The organism is Pseudomonas sp. P135, assembly GCF_020312125.1.
GTDB classification, from domain to species: domain Bacteria; phylum Pseudomonadota; class Gammaproteobacteria; order Pseudomonadales; family Pseudomonadaceae; genus Aquipseudomonas; species Aquipseudomonas fragariae.
Genome location: NZ_JAGPYR010000002.1, coordinates 215,541 through 237,356 on the forward strand (window position 1 = coordinate 215,541; position 21,816 = coordinate 237,356).

Sequence of the window (21,816 nt, forward strand, 5' to 3'; positions counted from 1 at the left end):
GCTGGTTCGGCGTTTAGATATTCAATCCGAAGTTCTGTTTGATGCTGTTCAGGCTGTCCATCAGTTCCTGATCAGACGCCAACGGATGTCTGACCGGTTCGCAGCCGTGCTTGAGCGTGAAGTGTTCAATGGCCGCGAGGGCGTTTTTGCGGTGCAGGGTGTCGGACGAAATCGTTGAGCCTTCGAGCGTCCAGGGCTCGTCCCCCAGGTACAGTTGCGAATTATCGATGTCGGCAAAAAACCAGAAAGGCGGGTGCATGTTCTGGTTGATGATGGCCAGTGTGTGATCGACGTGTTCAAAGGCGTTGTGATACGTCTCGTCCATCAGGCCGGCGGCTTCCAGACTGCGTCTGGAGTAGTAGGAAAACGCACCGACGCAATGGCGGTACAAGGGCAGGTTGATGCCATTGCCGTAGTCAATCCGGTACACCGCGTTGGCCTCGCCGGACGGCGTCTTGTTCATCAGACCATGCTGGCTGTAGTTGAGGTGCTGAATGCCGGTCAGCGTCGAGGTCAGAATATAAAGCTCGAATACTTCCGGACTTTTTATATAGATGTCGTCTTCGATCAGGAACAGGTGCTCGCACCCGGCATTCATGAGTCGCGACAAGGCTCTGTTCTTGGATTTTCCAACGCCGAGGTTGGTTTCGTTGTTGAAGAAGACCTCGCTGTCATACGCGGAAAACTCCGGATATACATCGCCGTCATTGATGATGACAACGCAGTCGATGATCTCGGCAGGCAGGGAATCGTAAAGCTTTTTCAGCAGCGCAGGACGGTTGTAGGTGACGATTCCGCAGCCAACCTTTTGACCATTGATCATGGTGATCCTCTGTTCTCTCGGGCGTTAGCGTGATTGTTCGTTGATTGGCGTCGCAGCGTGGCGGGTGGTTCAGGCCTGCGCTGACGTAAATCGATGTATGTACGCGGTGGACTGCAATATTTGCGCCAATTGCTGGCACGCCAAAGGCCTGGAGCGGTGCTGGTTAAAGTTTTAGCGGACACCGCCGAAATCGTTGAAAGGCTGTATTCGATATCACGATGAGCGGTGGGTGGGTGATGCTGTTAGCTAAAAAGTACTGCCAGGGGCACGGTATAGAGTTGGGCGCAGCGGCTCACAACGCGTTCAACCTTGCCAATTGCCTCAACGTTGCGCCGTGCAACGGTGTCGATTTTCTGCACCCCCGCGACATGGAAGACTATCAGCAGTACTTCGTCGAGCAGATGAAAGTGTCGGGCGACGTTTCGAAGGTCGACATGCTGGGCGATTTTCAATGCATCCATACGCCGGACTCGTCGGTTGACTATCTGATCAGTTCGCACGTCATCGAGCACGTCCCCAATCTGTTTTCTGCCTACGTCGAATCCTTCAGAGTGCTGAAGAACGGCGGGGTATTCTTCTGCATCTTTCCCAAGCGCACGGCAGCCAAGACTGATCGGGCGCGTCGTTTGACGACGCTGACGCAGATGATCGAGGACTATGAAAACAAGGTCGACATGACCACCGTCACGGAAGGTGAATGGCGCGGTCACTATCAGGTCTTTTCCCTGCAAAGCATGCTCCGCGCGGTCAATTACGTTAACTCGTCAGGCCTGGGTTGCTGGTACATCGAGTGCGTCGAAGAGACCGATTCGAAAGTGGGCAACGGCCACACCGTCGTGCTCCGCAAAGTCGAAGGGTTGTCTGCCGAAAAGTGGCAGGATCTCGGCGACTTCAATACCCAGTTCAACCAGTTGTTGATGGCGGGCAAGCTCGAGAACGCGTTGACGCTGACCAAGATCATGCTGTCATTCAATTTTTTCGATGCCACCAGGCTGCACCTCGCCGGCGCCCTGAGTCGTCAGTTGGGCAATGTGGCCGAAGGCGTCGAATTCCTGCGCCAGGCCCTTGTGGTCGACCCGGAAAACGAAGACTACCGAAAGGAGTTCATCGAAGTGACCGGGACACCTTTCCATAACCCGGTTCTCTGACACGCTTAGCGGCAGGCCGGCAGCCTGGAGCGCGGTGCTTGAAGATTGCAGTCTGAAGGTTGAAGCTTGGCGTCTGCTGCTCAACTAAAAGGACTGACCCATGACAGGCAATGACCCCCATTCGCAGAAAGAAATGCTGATGGGCATTGATGAAGTGGAGTGTGTAACCCCGGATTTGAACGGTGTACCGCGCGGCAAGGTAATGACGGCTGAAGGTTTTCTCGAAGGTCGCCGTTTGCAGCTGGCGCGCGGCGTGTTGCTGCAATGCATCATGGGCGGGTATCCGCCGGCGCGCTTTTACGGCAGTGACGACGGCGATCTGGCACTGATCAGTGATCCGCAGCAGCTCCACCGGCTGCCCTGAAGCACCTCGCCGCGTGCCTTGGCCATCTGTGATGCGCAGGACCTCGATGGCCAGCCGTGCATGCTCTCCACCCGCAATCAGCTCAAGGCAGTTATTGGCCGTTATGCCGAGCGGGGCCTGGTGCCAGTGGTGGCCACCGAACTCGAGTTTTTTGTCTTCGCGCCCAATCCCGAGCCGCTTTATCCATTCGAGCCGCCGACCGGGCTGGACGGGCGACGCGAACAGGGGCACTCGGCATTCAGCGTCAGCTCCAACAACGGCTTGCGGACTTTTTTTGCCGAGGTGTATGCCTGCATGGCAGCGCTGGGGCTGCCGCGTGACACGGTGATGCACGAGATGGGTGTCAGCCAGTTCGAGATCAACCTGCTGCATGGCGATCCGCTGCTGCTGGCCGATCAGACTTTTCTGTTCAAGCACCTGCTCAAGGAGGTTGCGCTCAAACACGGGCTCATCGTGGTGTGCATGGCCAAACCGCTCGCCCATACGGCGGGCAGTTCGATGCATATCCATCAGAGCGTGGTGGCAGCAGAGGGCGCAGTGAATGTATTCAGTGATGCGCAGGGTGAGCCGAGCGACACGTTTGGTCATTTCATTGCCGGCCAGCAAGCCTGCATGGCGGACTTCACCGCGCTGTTCGCGCCCAATGTGAATTCCTACCAGCGCCTGTGCCATCCTTATGCATCGCCCAACAACGCTTGCTGGTCCTACGACAATCGCGCTGCCGGATTACGTATTCCGTCGAGTGCAGCGGCGGCCAGAAGGGTGGAGAATCGTCTGCCGGGCGCTGACGCCAATCCCTATCTGGCCATCGCTGCAAGTCTGGCGGCCGGGTTGCACGGCATCGAGCAGCGACTGGAACCGACGCCGCCGCTGCAGGGCGAACTGGAGGTGCCGGAAGAATTGTTACTGCCGTGTACCTTGCACGCTGCTCTGGAGCGTCTGAAAAGCAGTCAGTTGGCCAAGGAACTGTTTGGTCATGAATTCATCGAAGGCTACATTGCGTCGAAGGCCCTGGAACTGACCAGTTTTTTCGACGAGATAACCCCCTGGGAACGGCGCGTGCTGGCTGCTCAGGTTTAAGAATCGCAGTGTCGGGCTCGCCCAGTCGGGCGACTCCCTATTTTTGGAAAGTTGATGCGCCAAATCTGGAAGTCCTTTCGAGCGCTTTATTTTGCCTCGTTGATGATGTTGATCGGCTCGGGTCTGCTGAGCACTTATCTGGCCCTGCGCCTGGCGGCCGATCAGGTTGACAGCCTGTGGGTCGGTGCGTTGATGGCCGCCAACTATTTCGGTCTGGTGCTGGGCGGCAAGATCGGTCACCGCCTGATCGGCCGTGTCGGACATATTCGCGCCTACGCCACCTGTGCCGGCATTGTCGGTGCGGCGGTGCTGGGGCATGGCCTGATCAGCTGGTTGCCCGCCTGGCTGGTGCTGAGGGTGATCGTCGGTCTGGGCATGATGTGCCAATACATGGTCATCGAGAGCTGGCTGAACGAGCAGGCGGCCGCCAAACAGCGCGGCATGGTCTTCAGCGGCTACATGATTGCATCCTACCTGGGGCTGGTACTGGGTCAGCTGGTGCTGGTGGTGCACCCGCAACTGGGGCCTGAGCTGCTGATGCTGGTAGCGCTGTGTTTCGCACTGTGCCTGGTGCCCGTCGCCATGACCCGGGCGATTCACCCGGCGCCTCTGCATCCGGCACCACTGGAGCCGCGCTTCTTCATGAAACGTGTGCCGCAGTCGTTGACGGCGGTACTGGGCGCCGGTCTGATAATCGGTTCGTTCTACGGCCTGGCGCCGGTCTACGCCGCCGAGCAGGGGCTGTCCACCGAGCAGGTCGGTCTGTTCATGGGCTGCTGCATTCTGGCCGGGTTTCTGGTGCAGTGGCCGTTGGGCCTGCTGTCCGACCGCTATGACCGTTCCGTACTGATGCGTATCTTTGCCGCCGCCCTGGTGGTGGCGTCGTTACCGCTGGCGGTGTTTCCCAGCGTGCCGGTCGAGGTGCTGTTCGGTGTCGGGTTTCTGGCTTCGCTGATGCAGTTCTGCCTCTATCCACTGGCAGTGGCCTTCGCCAATGACCACGTCGAGGCCGAGCGCCGGGTGTCGCTGACGGCCATGTTGCTCATGACCTATGGCATTGGCGCCAGTATCGGTCCGTTGGCCGCAGGTGTGGTGATGAAGCTGTTTGGCGGGCACATGCTCTATGCGTTCGTCTGTGGCGCGGGTGTGATTCTGGTGCTGCTGATCAGGCCCAAGGCGGTCACTCACCTGCACCAGGTCGAAAACGCACCGCTGCACCACGTTGCGATGCCGGACAGTATGTCCAGTTCGCCACTGGTGGTTGCACTTGACCCGCGTGTCGATGAGCAGGTGGTTCAGGAGCAGATGCAGGCAACCGTTGAGCCTGAGCCAGAGGCGGATCCCGAGGTGGTGTCTGAAGCAGAGGCCGAGGCAGAAAGCGAGGTTCTGGCGCAGAGCGAGCCGGCTGCAGGTGCGGAAACAACCGAAGCCGATGAGCATGAACGCGAGCGTGAAAGCGAGACCTGGAAGGCCTGAGGGGTAGGGCAGTGCACGATTGCGGCAGCAATGCCGCAATCGCCGGGGGATTCAGGTGAGCGTCAGAAGTCGTCGTCTTTGTCGAAGCGCCGTGCTTCGCGCTGTAACTGATAGACGAAACGTTCGACCTGACGCTGCACCAGCCCACTCATGTTGTGGAAGCGCACGCCGGCAAAGGTGGTGTTGAATCGTTCTTCGAAATGCAGGTGGCGCAACTCGACAGGTGCTGTCATGGCGCCGAAAGGCAGCTTGGCAACGAAACGCTCGTATACCTGGCCCAATTGCATGCGATCGGACACGTCGCCCTCGAAGCGCAACTTGCAACCGGTGGCAGAAATATCCAGCAGCTTGCCGGCCAGCGTGAATTTCAGACGGTCACCGCCGATTTCGACGTCGACCAGCTGCGCCAGCTTCAGCGCGGCCCGGAAGGCGTTGCGGCGCTGGTGATAAACCACTTCCTCAGGCATCGGGCCGCGGTACATGCGTTGACCGTCGGTGCTGAGGATGTCCATCTGCGCAGTACTTTCCCAGGCAATCCGCACGCCGTCATGAAAGCCTTCGACACGGAAGGATTCGCCGTTGCTCAGAAAGCGTTCGCCATCGCGGGGGATCATTTCGTCGAGGGCCATGACGTTGTTGTCACGGTCGACTTCAAGCAGATAACTCTGAAAGCGCTGGGGACGCTCGTGAAAGGTAATGATCAGAGGATCATGACTCTCGAGTAGCAGCCGCAGGTTAGCGGCAATTTCCAAAGGTGTATTGAGAACCTTCGGGGGCTGCGGAGCATCGTCCGCGCTTGAGCCATTCACGTTCTTGAATCTCCAGGCAAAATACTACGGCAACGCAACAGCAGGCATTCTGCCACTATGCACGAAACCTTGATACAGGAAGTTACGCCTGGCTCAGAGGGCGTGGTTTTGCTCTAAGCGCAGTCGATCCGCGGCTGTCATAGAGTGTAGGCGTATCGCCACCGTTCAGGATGCGAAGCTGGTGAGCGGTACTGACCTGTTGCAACTGGATCAGACTACCATTGCGCTCGTTGAGCGTCTGGCATTCGTTGATCAACGTATTCAGTTCGTCGGCGGCCAGCAGCAATTGCTCACCGATATCCGACTGGCTGGCCAGTTGCTGGAGACCACTGCGATTGGCAGGCAGCCCCATGCCCGCAAGCACCTGGCTACGTTTGCGACCATGCTGGTCGAGAAGAATGACCAGCGCCTGTTTCTGCGCCAGCACCTGCTCCATCTCGCCCATGTCGCGGCCGTGAAGAATCAGTGATTCGGCCTGCAACAACTCAAGAAGCTGTCGGGCCGAAACCATGTCGTCAGTGATCATCTGCAGCAAAGTAGTGTCTTGCATCGCATGCTCTGGTTTTTAAGCGTCCAGAATATCCAGCGCCAGCCTTGCTTAGCGTTGGGTTTCGAAATTCAACAGTTTGCTGGCGACACGGTTGCTGTCCACTGTGTAACTACCGTCGGCGATGGCCTGTTTGAGCTCGGCAACGCGAGCACTGTTGACGGTTGGCAGATCGGTCAGCTTGTCCGTGATTTTCTGCAACTGTTGAGCCTCACTGCTCAAGGAAAAAGTTTCCCCGGTGCTTTTGACACCTGCGGTGACGGCAGGGGCTGGAGCATCGGTTTTGGCGGTGTCTTTACTGGCGCTGGTACGTGAAGCACCGGCAACAGACTGTGAGTTGTTAAGGCGACTGAAATCTATGACCATGATTGAAAAAACCTCTGGGTGTTTGGACGCTTGCCTTGTTTTCGGCCAACCCCCATCAAACTTTAGGCTGATTGTGAGAAAGCTTCCCAATAGACGACATTTGCCGTCGGGCATTCCCCGCAGTCTAAAAAAAAACACACCCTTCGCGCCACCATCAATGCACTACATAGCGACTTCCACCTGCCCTGGGCCGGTGACACTTGCCTTGATCACCCGCTGGGAATTGAGGTTTTTCACCCGTATCTGTTCGTTGAAGCCTCCATCGGACATTGCTTCGCCGGGCATGCGCACCGCCAGCGAGCCGCTGCGGGCGATGATCACCACCTGATCGCCCTTGTGAATCATTTGTGGCTGCTCAAGCGCCACCGGGGTGATGACCTGGTCGATGACCATCTGTCGGACAACCTTCTGACCGACTGCCTGATCCAGCGATGCCAGGAAACCCTGACCCAGGCTGCTGACATCCCGCTCGCGCATCGCAACGTCTTCTTCGGTGACGATCGCGTCACGTTTGAGCGGGCGCATCACGGTCACGACGTTGCGATACAGCAACACCTGGGCGGGCACAAACACTGTCCAGGGCGAAGAACCTTCGCAGCGTACCCGCACGGTAACCCGGCCAACCGGGCGCGGACTTTCCAGTGTGGCTGTCAAATCCTTGTCGCAGGCACCCATCCTTAAACGCGGGTCGAGCTGCTTGACCTGTATCTCATGACGCCCGTCAATCTGGTTGGTTGCCAAATAGTCTTCTACTGTGAACTCAAGAAACCCTTGGGTGACGCCGATAAGCTGCTCAGGCAGTGTGAAATTCTCGGCACGAGCGAGGGTCACCGTGCTGGAAAGGCACAGCAGGGCGATTGCGCACAGAAGCCTGCGGGTTTCTAATGCGAGGTGTCGAGAAATTGTCGTCTTTGCGTTCATGAAGTAATAAATAGCAAAGCCCGTGCCGCTTGTTGATCTGGTGTCTGGGCGGCGGTCATTTTGTAAGGGGGTTCGGCATGGCAGGTGTAATGGATTCGGTAAACCAGCGAACTCAGCTGGTGGGTCAGAATCGCCTGGAGCTGCTCTTGTTCCGTCTCGACGGCAAGCAGCTCTATGGGATCAACGTCTTCAAGGTAAAAGAAGTACTGCAATGCCCGAAACTCACCATCATGCCCAAATCGAGCAAGATCGTTCGGGGCGTGGCCAATATTCGTGGCGGCACGATCCCGATCATGGATCTGGCAATGGCGACAGGTTCCACAGGGATGATTTCGCTGGTTAATTCCTTCGTCATCATTACCGAGTACAACACCAAGGTTCAGGGCTTTCTGGTGCATTCTGTCGAACGCATCGTCAACATGAACTGGGAAGAGATTCATCCACCACCCAAGGGCACCGGGCGCGATCATTACCTGACCGCCGTCACCCGGGTTGATAACCAGCTGGTGGAAATCATCGACGTCGAGAAAATTCTCGCCGAAGTCGCGCCAGTGTCCGAAGAAATCTCGGTCGGTGTCATTGACGCCGAGGTTCAGCACAAGGCTGTCTCCATGCGTGTGCTGACGGTCGACGACTCGTCGGTGGCCCGTAAGCAGGTGAGCCGCTGCCTGGAAACCGTCGGGGTGGAAGTCGTAGCGCTCAACGATGGTCGTCAGGCGCTGGATTACCTGCTCAAGATGGTTGCAGAAGGCAAAAAACCTGAAGAAGAGTTCCTGATGATGATCTCCGACATTGAAATGCCGGAGATGGATGGCTATACCCTTACCGCAGCAATACGCAATGATCCACGCATGCAGAAGATGCACATCACTTTGCATACCTCGCTGTCAGGGGTATTCAACCAGGCGATGGTCAAGAAAGTCGGCGCGGATGATTTTCTCGCGAAATTCAGGCCTGATGATCTGGCGGCCAGGGTCGTTGCGCGGATCAAGGCAGCAGAATAACCAGCCGGGGGCGTCGTCCCCGGTGATTCACATGATTTGAGAGGCGGCACTTTGTCTACGGGTAATTTGGATTTTGATCAGTTCCGGGTATTTCTGGAAAAAGCCTGTGGCATTCTGCTTGGGGAAAACAAGCAGTACCTGGTGTCCAGCCGCCTCAACAAATTGATGGAGCAGCAAAGCATCAAGTCGCTTGGCGAGTTGGTCCAGCGCATTCAGACCCAGCCGCGCAGTGGTTTGCGCGAGCAGGTGGTCGATGCGATGACCACCAACGAAACCCTGTGGTTTCGCGACACCTATCCGTTCGAAGTGTTGAAGAACAAGGTGTTGCCCGAGCAGATCAAGGCCAGTCCTGGTCAGCGTCTGCGCATCTGGTCGGCCGCCTGTTCGTCGGGTCAGGAACCGTATTCGCTGTCGATGTCCATCGATGAGTTCGAGCGAGCCAACCAGGGACAGCTCAAATCGGGCGTGCAGATCGTCGCAACCGATCTGTCGGGCTTGATGCTCAATAACTGCAAGACCGGCGAGTACGACAGCCTGGCCATCGGTCGCGGCCTGTCGCCGGACCGTCTGCAGCGCTTTTTTGACGTAAAAAGTCCGGGCCGCTGGGTGGTCAAGGCGCCGATCAAGAGTCGTGTGGAGTTCCGCTCGTTCAACCTGCTCGACAGCTACGCCTCGCTGGGCAAGTTCGACATCGTTTTCTGCCGTAACGTATTGATCTACTTCTCCGCCGAAGTGAAGAAAGACATCCTGCTGCGCATCCACGGCACGCTCAAGCCAGGCGGCTACCTGTTTCTCGGGGCTTCCGAAGCGCTCAATGGTTTGCCGGATCACTATCAGATGGTTCAGTGCAGCCCCGGGATCATCTACAAGGCCAAGTGACGATCTGTCAGTGGCCTGTCATGAAAAAAGAGACTTTCGGGTCTCTTTTTTTGTGCGCGGCTGAAAACAGCTCTGATTGTCTGCCCATCGGGTTCATATTTTCGTTCTGATATCGCTCACCAGTTTTGCAAAAGCCTTGGCGGCGGCGCTCTGGTAGCCGTTTTTACGCCGCAGCAGCGCAACCGTTCGCCCAGGCAGGGCAGGGATCGTCTGGACTTCGCACAACCCGGGCTGCTTGCGAACGATGGCATCGGGAAGAATGGTCGCCATGCGGCCCTGGGCGACGACCTTGAGCAAAATGGCAATCGAGTTCGCTTCCAGGCCAATGATCGGCTTGAAGTTCTGCATCTGGCACCAGGCATCCAGCAGCTGGCGAGTGGCAAATCCAGGGGCCAGCAAGGCGAAGCGAAGCGCTTGCAGGTCCTCAAGTGTCAGCGCGGCCTGCTTCTCGGAGGCAGGTTTGGCCATGACCAGGCACAGTTGTTCATCGAACAGCGGCTGGCTGTCTATCTCGACAGCGTGACTGCCGGCAAAACCGATGGCCAGATCGAGCGCGTCACTGATCAGTGCCTCGGTAATCTGCTCCAGAGGCAGCTCCGTGAGGATGATTGCCACTCCCGGATACAGCGCGCTGAAGCGGTCGATCAGCGGCGCTATCAGGTATTCACTGAAGGTAGGCGTGACGCCGAGGCGCAATTGTCCGCGTGACAGGTCGCTGACATCGTTGAGCGCACGCTTCCCGGCATCCAGCTCAAGCAGGCAGCGACGCGCGTGGTCCAGATACACGCGGCCGGCATCGGTCGGCACGACACTGCGGCGGGTGCGGTCGAACAGTTGCACACCCAGACTGCTTTCCAGCTGCCTGATCTGTTGCGACAACGCCGGTTGCGAGACATGCAGGGCCTCGGCCGCCCGGGTGAAATTGCCATGGTCGGCGACTGCCAGCAAATAACGTATATGGCGTAACAGCACAGCATCACCATAAGTCAGGGTTATGGCGATGATCATAAATCAGTCTTGGATCTTATGGTGATAGTTGCCGATCCTGTGAGTGATGTGAATTCATTCCGGAGGGTTACCTATGCCGCACAGCAATATTTCCCGAGCGCCGCGCCAGCATCTGACTGAACGTGTGCTGCAGGCCAAGACTGCGAAGAACCTGACCTGGGCGGGACTTGCAGAAGGTACGGGGTTGAGCGTGGTGTATGTCACCGCTGCATTGCTCGGGCAGCACCCTTTGCCGCAAGCGGTGGCCGAGGTGGTCGCCGAGCGTCTCGGACTGGACAGGGACGCGGTCGCCGAACTGCAAACCATCCCGTTGCGCGGCAATGTCGAAGACGTCTCCAGCGACCCGACCATCTACCGCTTCCATGAAATGGTTCAGGTCTACGGCACAACGCTGAAAGCACTGGTGCATGAGCAGTTCGGCGACGGCATCATCAGCGCAATCAATTTCAAGCTCGACATCAAGAAAGTCGACGATCCGGAAGGGGGCGAGCGAGCTGTGATCACCCTCGATGGAAAATTCCTGCCCTACAAACCGTTCTGAGGACGCCGAGATGAGTGATAAAGGAAGACCGCCATTGCCACCCTTCACCCTGGAGACTGCAGTCCAGAAAGTCCGTGGCGCCGAGGATGGCTGGAATTCACGCGATGCGGCGAAAGTCGCACTGGCCTACACCGAAGACACCTACTGGCGTAACCGCAGCGAGTTCGTCAATGGTCGCGCAGAGGCCCAGGCCTTTCTGGAACGCAAGTGGCGTAAGGAACTGGACTACCGGCTGATCAAGGAGCTCTGGGCATTCACCGATAACCGCATCGCCGTGCGCTATGCCTACGAATGGCATGACGACTCCGGCAACTGGTTCCGTTCGTATGGCAACGAAAACTGGGAATTCGCTGCAAACGGCCTCATGCAACGGCGCTTTGCCTGCATCAATGATTTGCCGATCGCCGAGTCCGAGCGCAAATACCACTGGCCATTGGGACGCAGACCGGATGATCACCCGGGGTTGAGCCAGCTTGGCCTCTGATCAATCGTCAAAGAGACCTTCGGGTCTCTTTTTTATTGGGTGTCCGGTTGAGGCAATGATGAAGAGCCACGATTGCCACGCGGCAAGTCGATACTGGCAAAAAAACGGCACCCGCCTTGCCGCTTTACCCCTCTGCAGCGGAAATGCCTTGCCGCTTTTCTGGCATTGCCGCCTCGCCGCTGCCTGCGGACCCTGCAAACATTGGCTTTTACAACATGGCACGCCGATTGCTTTGTCAGTAACAACAGAATCAGGTCAACCGGCAAAGGTTTCCCGAAATGAGCATCAGCTTCGATAAAGCGCTAGGCATACATGAAAAGGCTCTGAACTTCCGGGCTCAGCGTGCAGAGGTGTTGGCCAACAACATCTCCAACGCCGACACCCCGAATTTCAAGGCTCGCGATCTGGACTTCTCTTCGGTGCTGGCTGCCGAAAACGACAAGGTCCAGAACGGTCACTTCGCGCTGAACAAGACCAACAGCCGCCATATCGAAGCCGAGGGCATGGGCAATGACGACGGGACGCTGATGTATCGCACGCCGTCGCAGCCTTCGCTGGACCAGAACACCGTTGATTCCCAGGTCGAGCAGGCCAGCTACACCGAGAACGCCATGGGCTTCCAGGCCAGCTTCACATTGCTCAACAGCAAGTTCAAGGGGCTGGTTGCAGCCCTTCGCGGAGAATAATTCATGTCACTAGCCAATGTGTTCAACATTGCCGGTAGCGCCATGAGTGCCCAGACCACGCGTCTGAACACCACGGCCAGTAACATCGCCAACGCCGAGACCGTGTCTTCGAGCATGGACCAGACCTATCGCGCCCGTCACCCGGTGTTCGCCACCGTGATGCAGGGTCAGCAGTCCACAGGTGGTTCGCTGTTCCAGGACCAGGGCGAAGCCGGGCAGGGTGTTCAGGTCAACGGCATCATCGAAGACAGCTCGAACCTGGAAGCACGTTACGAGCCCAATCATCCTTCCGCTGACAAGGACGGGTATGTCTACTACCCCAACGTCAATGTCGTGGAAGAAATGGCCGACATGATTTCTGCCAGCCGGTCTTTCCAGACCAACGCAGAAATCATGAACACCGCTAAATCCATGATGCAGAAGGTTCTGACCCTCGGTCAGTGATAGAAGGCGAACGTTATGGCCGTTGATAGCACCGCAGCAAACAGCGTTTCATCGACATTTTTGAATACGCTGCAGAATCCGACGCCGACCGCGACGAATTCTACCGGCACGCTGGGCAAGGACTCTTTTCTGCAGTTGCTCGTGACGCAGATGAAGAACCAGAACCCGCTGGATCCACAGGACAACACGCAGTTCGTGGCGCAACTGGCGCAGTTCAGCAGCCTTGAAAGCATGCAGAACCTGACGTCGACGGTGGACACGATCGCCAGCAGCTACAAGTCGTCGCAGGCCTTGCAGGCCTCGTCACTGGTCGGTCGCTCAGTGATCATCGATGCGAGCAGCACCTCGGTCGATACCACCAAAGGCCTGACCGGTTCGATCGTGGTGCCGAGCGAAAGCTCGCTAACGACGGTCAAGGTGTACGACGCGCAATCGAATCTGGTCGACAGTGTCGACCTGGGCACGCAAAAAGCCGGTACCACCAGCTTTGCCTGGGACGGTACGGACTCAAGCGGTACCCAGCTGCCATCGGGCACTTACAGCTTCAAGGCTGAAGGCTCGGTCGAAGGCAAGAACACACAGTTTTCAACTTACCTGCCCGCCACGGTCAACAGTGTCACGCTGGGTGTCAATGGCGCAGAAACAACGCTTAACCTGGCCAGCGGCAGTGTTGCCCTGTCCAAAGTTCAAACTATCGGATTGTAGAGCCGCTACGGCGCAGGAGTGAAACATGTCTTTCAATATCGGCCTTAGTGGGCTCTATGCTGCAAACAAAAGTCTCGACGTTACCGGCAACAACATTGCCAACGTCGCGACAACCGGTTTCAAATCGTCACGTGCCGAGTTCGCTGATCAGTATGCTCAGTCGATTCGCGGTACTTCCGGCACTACCAGCGTCGGCAGTGGTGTGACAACCGCTGCGGTTTCCCAGCAGTTCTCTCAGGGCAGCCTGACCACCGGAACAGCCAACAGTCTGGACCTGGCCATCAATGGCGACGGGTTCTTCATGATGAGCAATAACGGCGAGAAGCTGTATACCCGTGCCGGTGCATTCCACACCGACAAGGAAGGCTACGTCGTCAATAGCAGCAACATGAAGCTGCAGGGTTACAACGTTGACGCCAATGGCGCTGTGGTGACCGGCGCGCTCAGCGATCTGCGTGTGAACGCGTCCAATCTGGAGCCCAAGGCGACGACCACGATCACCAACTCCGCCAACCTGAACTCGACGACTGCGTTGCCGACCGTTGCGACGTTCGATGCGACCGATACCAATAGCTATAACGTCAAGTACAGCACCCCGACTTACGACACTCAGGGTAATGCGCACACCCTGGATCAGTATTTCGTCAAGACCGGCACCAATACCTGGTCGATGTATTCCCTGATGGACGGGCGCAGCATTTCCGATCCGACGTCCACCGCGCCGGACAAGAATGACCTGACATTCGACTCCTCGGGCAATCTGGTGACCACTGCCGGCGGCTCTGTTCCTACCGACAGCGCCAACATCAAGTTCAACGCTGACGGTACATTCGCCGTGAGCAACTGGGTGCCTGGCGTGCAGGTCGGTACTGGCACGACAGCTACCTGGGCAGCCAACGGTGCGACGGGCGCTGCTTCGATCAAGCTGGACATGTCGAGCACTACCCAGACCGCTTCGGTATCCGGTCTGCTCAAGCAGGATCAGAATGGCTACGCCACTGGCCAGCTGAGCGGCATGAACGTTGACTCGAGCGGCAACCTGTTCGCCACTTACACCAACGGCAAGTCGCAGGTGATCGGTCAGACTTCGCTGACCAGCTTTGCCAACGTGCAGGGTCTGGCGCAGGCCGGCGGCACCAACTGGCGTGAAACGTTCGCTTCCGGCGTCCCGGTGAGCGGCGCTCCACAGTCGGGTACGCTGGGTTACATCACCGGTCAGGCGCTGGAAGAATCCAACGTCGACCTGACCATGGAACTGGTTAACCTGATCAAGGCGCAGAGCAACTATCAGGCTAACGCCAAGACCATTTCCACACAAAGCACCATCATGCAGACCACTATTCAGATGACGTAACACGTGTTGTTTGATGCGTGTTGAAAGAGCCCCTGTAAAAAGGGGCTTTTTTATGGGTGTCTGCAAAGTATTTTGTTATATCTTTTTTAGTACTGAAAGTTACGGATGACTCCCGCATCCTACTTGGAAACTTCCTACGCACGATGATGTGAGAATAAAACTCCTCTATGAATTGCCTGTGCGGCAAGGGAGTTCTCATGTCATTCAATACAGCGATCAGCGGTATTCATGCTGCCAATAAACGACTGGAAGTGGCGGGCAATAATATTGCCAACGTCGGTACCCTGGGGTTCAAGTCGTCTCGTGCGCAGTTTTCTGCTTTATATGCGTCCGCACAGTTGGGGGCCGGGCAGCACGCTGTCGGCGATGGCGTACGACTTGCTTCGGTGCAGCAGAATTTCAATCAGGGTGAAACCGTGATCAGTTCCGGCAATGCGCTGGATATGCGTATTCAGGGCAACGGTTTTTTTGTGGTCAGTGATCAGGGTTCGTTGGCCTATACGCGGGCCGGCGCCTTTTTGAAGGATGCTGCCAACTTTGTCGTCGACAGCGATGGCGGGCGCTTGCAGGGTTACGCCGCAAACGACAAGGGCGAGATTGCCAGTGGTATCCGCACGGACCTGCAGATCGATACGTCCAACGTCGGTGCCAGGGCCACGACCACGGTGGCTGAAACTATCAATCTGGATGCCTCGCTGCCTTCGCTCGCCCGCTTGCCGACCTTTGACCCGGCCGACCCCGCGACCTACACACGGGTCGCCACCCGGACCATCCAGGATGTGGGCATCACTCCGGTGCCCGCAGCTGATCATGAGCTCAAGCAGTATTTCGTCAAGACCGAGGCTAATCAATGGTCCATGTATGTGCTGGTGGACGGGCGCAATCCGGTGGATCCCGACAGCGTAGCGCCGTTGCAGGTGAGCCTTGAGCTCAAGCCTGACGGCTCCCTGTCGTACAGCGGCAATGATCAGCACCTGAGCAAAGTCTCGGACACCGAATTTGCCTTGCAGGGTTGGGTACCTGCCACGCAGATCAATGGCGCGTGGGCGGCGAACGGCTCGCTGAACGGCGGGGCTGTTTCGTTGCCGTTGAGCGATGCCGGGGCCAGTCTGCTAGACCCGGGCGATACGGTCATGCATCGGCCGGTTCCGCACTTCAATCCCGCAGATCTGAACACCTACAGCAGGATGTTCGGTAACCAGATTTTTGACAGTCAGGGCAACACCCATGAGCTGAAACAGTATTTCGTGAAGGACGGCACCAACAGCTGGCGCATGCACGTGCTGATCGACGATCGAAACCCGCAGAACTCCGCTTCCACCACGCCGCTGACAGCGAATATCGTCTTCGATTCGCATGGCACTGTTGCGTCGTTGACCGGCAGTCCGGGTCTGAGCAGCAGCAATGGCAATCAGCTGAAACTCACGGGCTGGTCGCCGGTGATGGCGGTTGATTTTGGCACCAGTCGCGAGCGCTGGATACCCAACGGGGCGGCTGGCAGTGCTGACGGCATCACCATCGACTTCACCCATCTGCTTCAGCACAACGCTGCCAGTTCGCGCTCCGCCGCCTACGTGGATGGCCATTCGGCAGGGGAGTTGAAAAGTCTCGACGTCGGCCGGGACGGCATTCTGCGTGCCGGGTTTACCAATGGCATGACTAAAGATATCGGTCAGGTGATGCTCGCCAGTTTCGCCAATCCCCATGGCTTGCAGCCGCGTAGCGATACACGCTGGGCCGCCACCGCTGATTCCGGAGTGGCTGAATATGATGTGCCTGGCGTCGGTACGCTGGGCAGTATCGTCAGTGGCGCGCTGGAGGGTTCGAACGTCGTGCTGGCCGATGAGCTGATTGCGCTGATCCAGGCCCAGACGGCCTATCAGGCCAACTCCAAGGCGATATCCACCGAAGTGACGTTGATGCAGACGCTGATTCAGTCGACCTGATCAGATCGAGCAGTCGGCTTTGATGAAGTGGCCTTTCAAGCGTTTCCAGCCTGGGCCCGGGCTGGCCTGGGCGCAGACGATCCGGCTGTCGCCCTGCCATTTGTAATAGTGGGCGGGATCGGCCTGAGAGAGCAGGGCAAGGGTCATCAGGCTCGCGCTCGCGATACCGATGATGCACGCACGAAAAGGCATGACGGTTCCCGTTCAGGGTTGCGGTGTCGGCAAGGTTATCACTGTCGATCCGGTTCTCGGCGCAGTTCGATGAAGTTTTTTTGGCGGTGTTTCCGGTCTGGCAAGCGGCAGGCGGCAGTCCACCGCCGCTATTGGCTGACGCGCGCTCCTCAGGCCGTCGGCGAATGCCGGTTTTTACTGGCTAATCAGGCATTTGTATCGAGCCTGACAAGTTGGTTCAAAAATTGCTTTAACCCTTTCAGAACAGCTACAGGCGGCAAGCGTCTGTCGGAGGAGGAAGACTGTGGACAAGTTGCTTTACGTCGCAATGAGCGGTGCATCCGAAAACGCGATCGCGCAAAAGGCTCATGCCAACAACCTGGCAAACGTCTCGACCAACGGTTTCATGCGTGACCTTGAACAGGCCCGCTCGATGCCGGTGTTTGGCGAGGTCATGCCATCGCGTGCCTACGCCATGAGCGAGCGTCCCGGGACCGACTTTTCCGCCGGCGCCATGGTGCAGACCGGTCGTGAGCTGGACATCGCTGTCAAGGGTGATGGCTGGATCGCGGTGCAGACGCCTGACGGCGGTGAAGCCTACACCCGCAGCTCCGGCATGAACATCGATGCTCTGGGCGTGTTGCGCGACGGCAGCGGTTTGCCGGTTATGGGCAACGGCGGTCCGATTGCCGTGCCGCCTCAGCAGCAGATCGAGATCGGCGCCGACGGCACGATCAGCATTCGTTCGCTGGGCGAGAGTCCGCAGGTGATGGCGCAGGTCGACCGCATCAAACTGGTCAGGCCTGACCTGAAGACCATGGAGAAGGGCCCTGATGGCCTGATCCACACCAAGACCGGCCGGCCTGCCGATGCAGATGCCACCGTTCAGGTCGAGTCCGGCTTTCTGCAGGCGAGCAACGTCAATGCGGTCGAGGAAATGACCTCGGTACTGGCCTTGTCCCGTCAATTCGAATTGCACGTCAAGATGATGAAGACCGCCGAAGAAGACGATCAGTCTATGGCTCGCGTCTTGCAACTTGGCTAATCAATGACAGCTTGCGCCGACAAACCGGCGCTCGAGGAGAACACACATGCTTCCTGCACTATACGTCGCCAAAACCGGTCTTGCCGCTCAGGACACCAACCTGACCACCATCTCCAACAACCTGGCGAACGTCTCGACCACCGGTTTCAAAAGTGACCGGGCCGAGTTCCAGGACCTGCTGTATCAGATCAAACGCCAGCCGGGTGCCCAGTCCACTCAGGACAGCGAACTGCCTTCCGGCCTGCAACTGGGTACCGGTGTGCGCATTGTCGGCACGCAGAAGAACTTCACTGCCGGTAGCCTGCAGACCACCAACAACCCGCTGGACCTGGCGGTCAACGGTCGTGGTTTCTTTCAGGTGACCCAGCCGGACGGCACCATTGCCTACAGCCGTGACGGTACGTTTCACCTCGACGCCAACGGCCAGATCGTGACCGCCAACGGTTATGCCCTCGAGCCTGCGATTGTCGTTCCGCAGAACGCCCAGACCTTCACGGTCGGCCAGGACGGTACTGTTTCCGTCACGCTGGCAGGCGCAACCGCTACGCCGCAGATCATCGGCAACATCCAGACCGCCGACTTCATCAACCCGGCCGGCCTGCAGGCCATCGGGGGCAACCTGTACCTGGAAACCGGTTCGAGCGGCGCGCCGCAGATCGGCACCCCTGGCCTTAACGGCCTGGGTCCGACCCTGCAGAACACGCTGGAAAACTCCAACGTCAGCACCGTTGAGGAACTGGTCAACATGATCACTACCCAGCGCGCCTACGAGATGAACTCCAAAGTGATCTCGACCGCTGACCAGATGCTGCAGAACCTGACGCAGAACCTGTAAGGCCTTGATGTCGCTGCTCGTAGAACCGCTCAATCCGATGGGGCGCCTGATAAGCGCCTGTTACACCGCGAGGTTTCAAGTGTCATGAACCGCCTTAGTGTTCCGCGTTTTTCAGTGTTGATCGCTTCATTGTGCGGGATCACCCTGCTGTCCGGCTGTGTTGCGCCGACGGCCAAGCCCAATGACCCTTATTACGCTCCGGTGTTGCCGCGTACGCCCATGTCGGCGGCTGCCAACAATGGCGCCATCTATCAGGCCGGTTTCGAGCAGAACCTGTACGGCGACCGCAAGGCCTTCCGTATTGGCGACATCATTACCATCACGCTCTCCGAGCGTATGGCGGCGAGCAAGGCGGCCACGTCGGCAATGTCCAAGGACAGCACCAACAGCATTGGTCTGACCTCGCTGTTCGGTTCGGGTCTGACCACCAACAACCCGATTGGCGGCAACGACCTGAGTCTGAACGCCGGTTACAACGGTGCGCGGACCACCAAGGGTGATGGCAAGGCTGCACAGAGCAACAGTCTGACCGGTTCGGTTACCGTGACGGTTGCGGATGTGCTGCCCAACGGCATTCTGGCGGTACGTGGTGAAAAGTGGATGACCCTCAATACCGGTGATGAACTGGTGCGGATTGCCGGCCTGGTCCGGGCTGACGATATCGCCACCGACAACACTGTGTCATCTACCCGTATCGCTGATGCACGTATTACCTATTCGGGGACCGGAGCCTTTGCCGATACCAGCCAGCCAGGCTGGTTCGACCGCTTCTTCCTCAGCCCGTTGTTCCCTTTCTGATAGCGGGATAGACATGATCAAGCTCAAGCAACTGATAGCGGCGACCTTGTTGTTGTCCACAGCGTTCGGCGTCCACGCCGAGCGTCTGAAGGACATCGCGAGCATCTCTGGCGTACGGGCCAACCAGTTGATCGGTTACGGTCTGGTCGTGGGTCTCAATGGTACAGGTGACCAGACCACCCAGACCCCGTTCACCCTGCAGACCTTCAACAACATGCTGTCGCAGTTCGGCATCAAGGTGCCGTCGGGTTCGGGCACCGTGCAGCTGAAAAACGTCGCGGCGGTCGCTGTGTATGCGGATCTGCCTGCCTTCGCCAAGCCGGGGCAGACGGTCGATATCACCGTTTCCTCGATCGGTAACTCCAAGAGTCTGCGCGGCGGTGCGCTGTTGATGACACCGATGAAAGGTGTCGACGGCAACGTTTACGCCATCGCTCAAGGCAACCTGGTGGTCGGTGGTTTCGATGCGGAAGGCCGTGACGGTTCGAAGATTACCGTCAACGTCCCGTCGTCGGGACGCATTCCTGGCGGCGCTTCGGTCGAGCGCTCGGTGCCGAGCGGCTTCAATCAGGGCAATACCCTGACCCTGAACCTGAACCGTTCCGACTTCACTACGGCCAAGCGGATAGTCGACAAGATCAACGAATTGTTGGGCCCGGGCGTCGCTCAGGCCTTGGACGGTGGTTCGGTGCGTGTGACCGCGCCGCTTGATCCGGGTCAGCGTGTCGACTACCTGTCGATTCTGGAAAACCTGGAAGTCGATCCCGGCCAGACCGCTGCCAAGGTCATCATCAATTCGCGTACCGGCACGATTGTCATCGGTCAGAACGTCAAGGTGTCGCCTGCTGCCGTAACCCACGGCAGCCTGACCGTGACCATCACCGAAGACCCGATCGTCAGCCAGCCGGGCGCATTGTCCGGCGGTCAGACTGCGGTAGTGCCTCGCTCGCGGGTCAATGCCCAGCAGGAGCTGCACCCGATGTTCAAGTTCGGTCCAGGCACCACGCTGGATGAGATCGTTCGCGCGGTCAATCAGGTGGGCGCTGCGCCCGGTGACCTGATGGCCATTCTCGAAGCGCTTAAACAGGCCGGCGCGTTGCAAGCCGACCTGATCGTGATCTGAGGATTCGAGCATGGATATGCCCAAGAGCGGAATTTCGTCGGCGGTCGACTCGGGTGCGTACACCGACGTCAACCGTCTGGCGTCGCTGAAGCATGGCGACAAGGACAGTGTGGAAAACCAGAAGAAAGTGGCCCGCGAGTTCGAGTCGCTGTTCGTCAGCCAGATGCTCAAGGCCATGCGCTCGGCCAACGAAGTGCTGGCCAAGGACAATCCGATGAACACCCCTGCCACGCGGCAGTATCAGGATATGTATGACCAGCAGCTGGCGGTCACACTCTCCACGCGTGGCAACGGTATCGGTCTGCAGGATGTGCTGATGCGCCAATTGTCGAAAGACAAGGGGATAAACCATGCCGCGCCGGTCAATACGACCGACGCTGCAACGGCCGCTACTGACGCTGCGCCGGCCAAGACCGGTCTGGCGACCAGTGTCTACCAGCGTCCATTGTGGGCCACGCGCTCGGCGGCTGCCGATCAGGCGGCGGCTGCGGCATCGGCGTCCGGAGAAGGGCGCAATGACATGGCGCTGCTCAACGCCCGCCGTCTGTCCCTGCCCGCCAAGCTCACCGATCGTCTGCTGGCTGGCATCGTGCCGTCCGCTACAACCGCCGTCAGCAACAGCCCGGTACCCGCTCGCGCGACAGCCGGCAGCACAGGCAACAACGGCGACTGGACACTCGATCCGAACCTGGCGCCAGCGCCCGAGTACGTGCGTTCCATGGCCCAGCCACCGCTGGCACCGGCCAAGCGTGCGTTCAGCAACGCCGATCAGTTCGTCGAAACCATGCTGCCATTGGCCAAGGAAGCCGCAGCACGTATCGGCGTTGACCCGGTCATGCTGGTGGCGCAGGCGGCACTGGAAACCGGTTGGGGCAAATCGATCATGCGTCAGCAGGACGGCAGCAGTAGTCACAACCTGTTCGGCATCAAGGCGGCAGGCAGCTGGAAGGGTGCCGAAGCGCGCGCGATCACCAGCGAGTTCCGCGACGGCAAGATGGTCAAGGAAACCGCGGACTTCCGTTCCTACGATTCCTATGCCGACAGCTTCCACGACCTGGTCAGTCTGTTGCAGAACAACAGTCGCTATAAAGAAGTGGTCAATTCGGCCGATAAACCGGAACAGTTTGTAAAAGAATTGCAGAAAGCCGGTTACGCCACTGACCCGGACTATGCCAGCAAGATTTCGCAGATTGCCAAGCAGATGAAGAGTTACCAGACTTACGCCGCTGCAGCGGGCTCTTCCACGACTTTATAAGGTT

At 58.2% G+C, this 21,816-nt stretch carries 23 protein-coding genes and 1 pseudogene; 17 read left to right on the forward strand and 7 right to left on the reverse strand.

The features are described from left to right. Positions 1 to 13: 13 nt before the first annotated feature. Positions 14 to 823: a glycosyltransferase family 2 protein gene (locus KBY08_RS03470; RefSeq protein WP_096135974.1), complete on the reverse strand. Its 810-nt coding sequence runs from the start codon at positions 821 to 823 to the stop codon at positions 14 to 16. A 236-nt stretch (positions 824 to 1,059) separates the two neighbouring features. Here KBY08_RS03470 and KBY08_RS03475 point away from each other — a divergent pair, with 236 nt between their 5' ends. The 3 genes and pseudogenes from KBY08_RS03475 (at position 1,060) to KBY08_RS03485 (ending at position 4,891) form a co-directional block, all read left to right on the forward strand. Next, positions 1,060 to 1,971: a methyltransferase domain-containing protein gene (locus KBY08_RS03475; protein WP_011268465.1), complete on the forward strand. Its 912-nt coding sequence runs from the start codon at positions 1,060 to 1,062 to the stop codon at positions 1,969 to 1,971. 202 nt (positions 1,972 to 2,173) lie between these two features. Next, positions 2,174 to 3,415: pseudogene (locus tag KBY08_RS03480) on the forward strand (glutamine synthetase family protein). Between the two features lie 54 nt (positions 3,416 to 3,469). Then, the gene (locus KBY08_RS03485) at positions 3,470 to 4,891 is read left to right on the forward strand and encodes an MFS transporter (RefSeq protein WP_011268463.1); all 1,422 of its coding nucleotides are present in this window, start codon (positions 3,470 to 3,472) and stop codon (positions 4,889 to 4,891) included. A gap of 62 nt (positions 4,892 to 4,953) precedes the next feature. On the opposite strand, the gene KBY08_RS03490 is transcribed toward KBY08_RS03485, so the two are convergent. The 4 genes from KBY08_RS03490 to flgA all read right to left on the reverse strand — a co-directional run bounded on the left by KBY08_RS03490 (position 4,954) and on the right by flgA (position 7,534). Continuing rightward, on the reverse strand, positions 4,954 to 5,700 hold the full coding sequence (locus KBY08_RS03490) for a flagellar brake protein (RefSeq protein WP_003404320.1): 747 nt from the start codon (positions 5,698 to 5,700) through the stop codon (positions 4,954 to 4,956). An 82-nt stretch (positions 5,701 to 5,782) separates the two neighbouring features. Next, a complete protein-coding gene (locus KBY08_RS03495; RefSeq protein WP_003404322.1) occupies positions 5,783 to 6,250 on the reverse strand; it encodes a flagella synthesis protein FlgN in 468 nt (155 codons plus the stop codon). A 48-nt stretch (positions 6,251 to 6,298) separates the two neighbouring features. Then, entirely contained in the window at positions 6,299 to 6,613 is a 315-nt protein-coding gene (gene flgM, locus KBY08_RS03500) for a flagellar biosynthesis anti-sigma factor FlgM (RefSeq protein WP_003404324.1), read from the reverse strand. A gap of 162 nt (positions 6,614 to 6,775) precedes the next feature. Continuing rightward, positions 6,776 to 7,534, reverse strand: coding sequence for a flagellar basal body P-ring formation chaperone FlgA (gene flgA / locus KBY08_RS03505; RefSeq protein WP_011268462.1), 759 nt, complete (start codon positions 7,532 to 7,534; stop codon positions 6,776 to 6,778). A gap of 77 nt (positions 7,535 to 7,611) precedes the next feature. Between flgA and KBY08_RS03510 the strand changes: the two genes are divergently transcribed. Together KBY08_RS03510 and cheR are read left to right on the forward strand one after the other, a co-directional pair. Then, positions 7,612 to 8,538 (forward strand): chemotaxis protein CheV, encoded by a 927-nt coding sequence (locus KBY08_RS03510; RefSeq protein ID WP_024639341.1) that lies wholly within the window; start codon positions 7,612 to 7,614, stop codon positions 8,536 to 8,538. Between the two features lie 51 nt (positions 8,539 to 8,589). Next, positions 8,590 to 9,417, forward strand: coding sequence for a protein-glutamate O-methyltransferase CheR (gene cheR, locus KBY08_RS03515; RefSeq protein WP_003347319.1), 828 nt, complete (start codon positions 8,590 to 8,592; stop codon positions 9,415 to 9,417). Positions 9,418 to 9,510: 93 nt separating this feature from the next. Here the strand turns inward: cheR and cynR are convergent, their stop codons facing one another. Continuing rightward, positions 9,511 to 10,425 carry a transcriptional regulator CynR gene (gene cynR, locus KBY08_RS03520; RefSeq protein ID WP_024651368.1) on the reverse strand — a complete coding sequence of 305 codons (915 nt, stop codon included), beginning with the start codon at positions 10,423 to 10,425 and terminating at the stop codon, positions 9,511 to 9,513. Positions 10,426 to 10,498: 73 nt separating this feature from the next. On the opposite strand from cynR, the gene cynS reads away from it, so the two are divergent. The 7 genes from cynS (at position 10,499) to KBY08_RS03555 (ending at position 16,585) form a co-directional block, all read left to right on the forward strand. After that, a complete protein-coding gene (gene cynS / locus KBY08_RS03525; RefSeq protein ID WP_003404332.1) occupies positions 10,499 to 10,966 on the forward strand; it encodes a cyanase in 468 nt (155 codons plus the stop codon). A 10-nt stretch (positions 10,967 to 10,976) separates the two neighbouring features. Then, positions 10,977 to 11,450, forward strand: a complete 474-nt coding sequence (locus tag KBY08_RS03530) for a DUF1348 family protein (protein ID WP_024639343.1) — start codon at positions 10,977 to 10,979, stop codon at positions 11,448 to 11,450. Positions 11,451 to 11,728: 278 nt separating this feature from the next. Next, entirely contained in the window at positions 11,729 to 12,136 is a 408-nt protein-coding gene (gene flgB, locus KBY08_RS03535) for a flagellar basal body rod protein FlgB (RefSeq protein ID WP_003370068.1), read from the forward strand. 3 nt (positions 12,137 to 12,139) lie between these two features. Continuing rightward, positions 12,140 to 12,580: a flagellar basal body rod protein FlgC gene (gene flgC, locus KBY08_RS03540; RefSeq protein ID WP_002554316.1), complete on the forward strand. Its 441-nt coding sequence runs from the start codon at positions 12,140 to 12,142 to the stop codon at positions 12,578 to 12,580. A gap of 15 nt (positions 12,581 to 12,595) precedes the next feature. Continuing rightward, complete coding sequence (gene flgD / locus KBY08_RS03545) at positions 12,596 to 13,285, forward strand: flagellar hook assembly protein FlgD (protein ID WP_003404333.1); 690 nt, start codon at positions 12,596 to 12,598, stop codon at positions 13,283 to 13,285. A 25-nt stretch (positions 13,286 to 13,310) separates the two neighbouring features. Then, positions 13,311 to 14,639: a flagellar hook protein FlgE gene (flgE, locus tag KBY08_RS03550; protein ID WP_032656989.1), complete on the forward strand. Its 1,329-nt coding sequence runs from the start codon at positions 13,311 to 13,313 to the stop codon at positions 14,637 to 14,639. A 197-nt stretch (positions 14,640 to 14,836) separates the two neighbouring features. Continuing rightward, positions 14,837 to 16,585 carry a flagellar hook-basal body complex protein gene (locus tag KBY08_RS03555; RefSeq protein ID WP_032656987.1) on the forward strand — a complete coding sequence of 583 codons (1,749 nt, stop codon included), beginning with the start codon at positions 14,837 to 14,839 and terminating at the stop codon, positions 16,583 to 16,585. Here the strand turns inward: KBY08_RS03555 and KBY08_RS03560 are convergent, their stop codons facing one another. Then, entirely contained in the window at positions 16,586 to 16,777 is a 192-nt protein-coding gene (locus KBY08_RS03560) for a hypothetical protein (protein WP_024639345.1), read from the reverse strand. 283 nt (positions 16,778 to 17,060) lie between these two features. Here KBY08_RS03560 and KBY08_RS03565 point away from each other — a divergent pair, with 283 nt between their 5' ends. The 5 genes from KBY08_RS03565 (at position 17,061) to flgJ (ending at position 21,812) form a co-directional block, all read left to right on the forward strand. Continuing rightward, on the forward strand, positions 17,061 to 17,801 hold the full coding sequence (locus tag KBY08_RS03565) for a flagellar basal body rod protein FlgF (RefSeq protein ID WP_003316785.1): 741 nt from the start codon (positions 17,061 to 17,063) through the stop codon (positions 17,799 to 17,801). A gap of 46 nt (positions 17,802 to 17,847) precedes the next feature. Continuing rightward, complete coding sequence (gene flgG / locus KBY08_RS03570; RefSeq protein ID WP_003412455.1) at positions 17,848 to 18,636, forward strand: flagellar basal-body rod protein FlgG; 789 nt, start codon at positions 17,848 to 17,850, stop codon at positions 18,634 to 18,636. Positions 18,637 to 18,720: 84 nt separating this feature from the next. Then, positions 18,721 to 19,434 (forward strand): flagellar basal body L-ring protein FlgH, encoded by a 714-nt coding sequence (gene flgH / locus KBY08_RS03575; RefSeq protein WP_011268457.1) that lies wholly within the window; start codon positions 18,721 to 18,723, stop codon positions 19,432 to 19,434. Between the two features lie 13 nt (positions 19,435 to 19,447). Beyond that, complete coding sequence (locus tag KBY08_RS03580; RefSeq protein WP_003404340.1) at positions 19,448 to 20,557, forward strand: flagellar basal body P-ring protein FlgI; 1,110 nt, start codon at positions 19,448 to 19,450, stop codon at positions 20,555 to 20,557. 10 nt (positions 20,558 to 20,567) lie between these two features. Further along, positions 20,568 to 21,812, forward strand: a complete 1,245-nt coding sequence (flgJ, locus tag KBY08_RS03585) for a flagellar assembly peptidoglycan hydrolase FlgJ (protein ID WP_003316789.1) — start codon at positions 20,568 to 20,570, stop codon at positions 21,810 to 21,812. Positions 21,813 to 21,816: the final 4 nt, after the last annotated feature.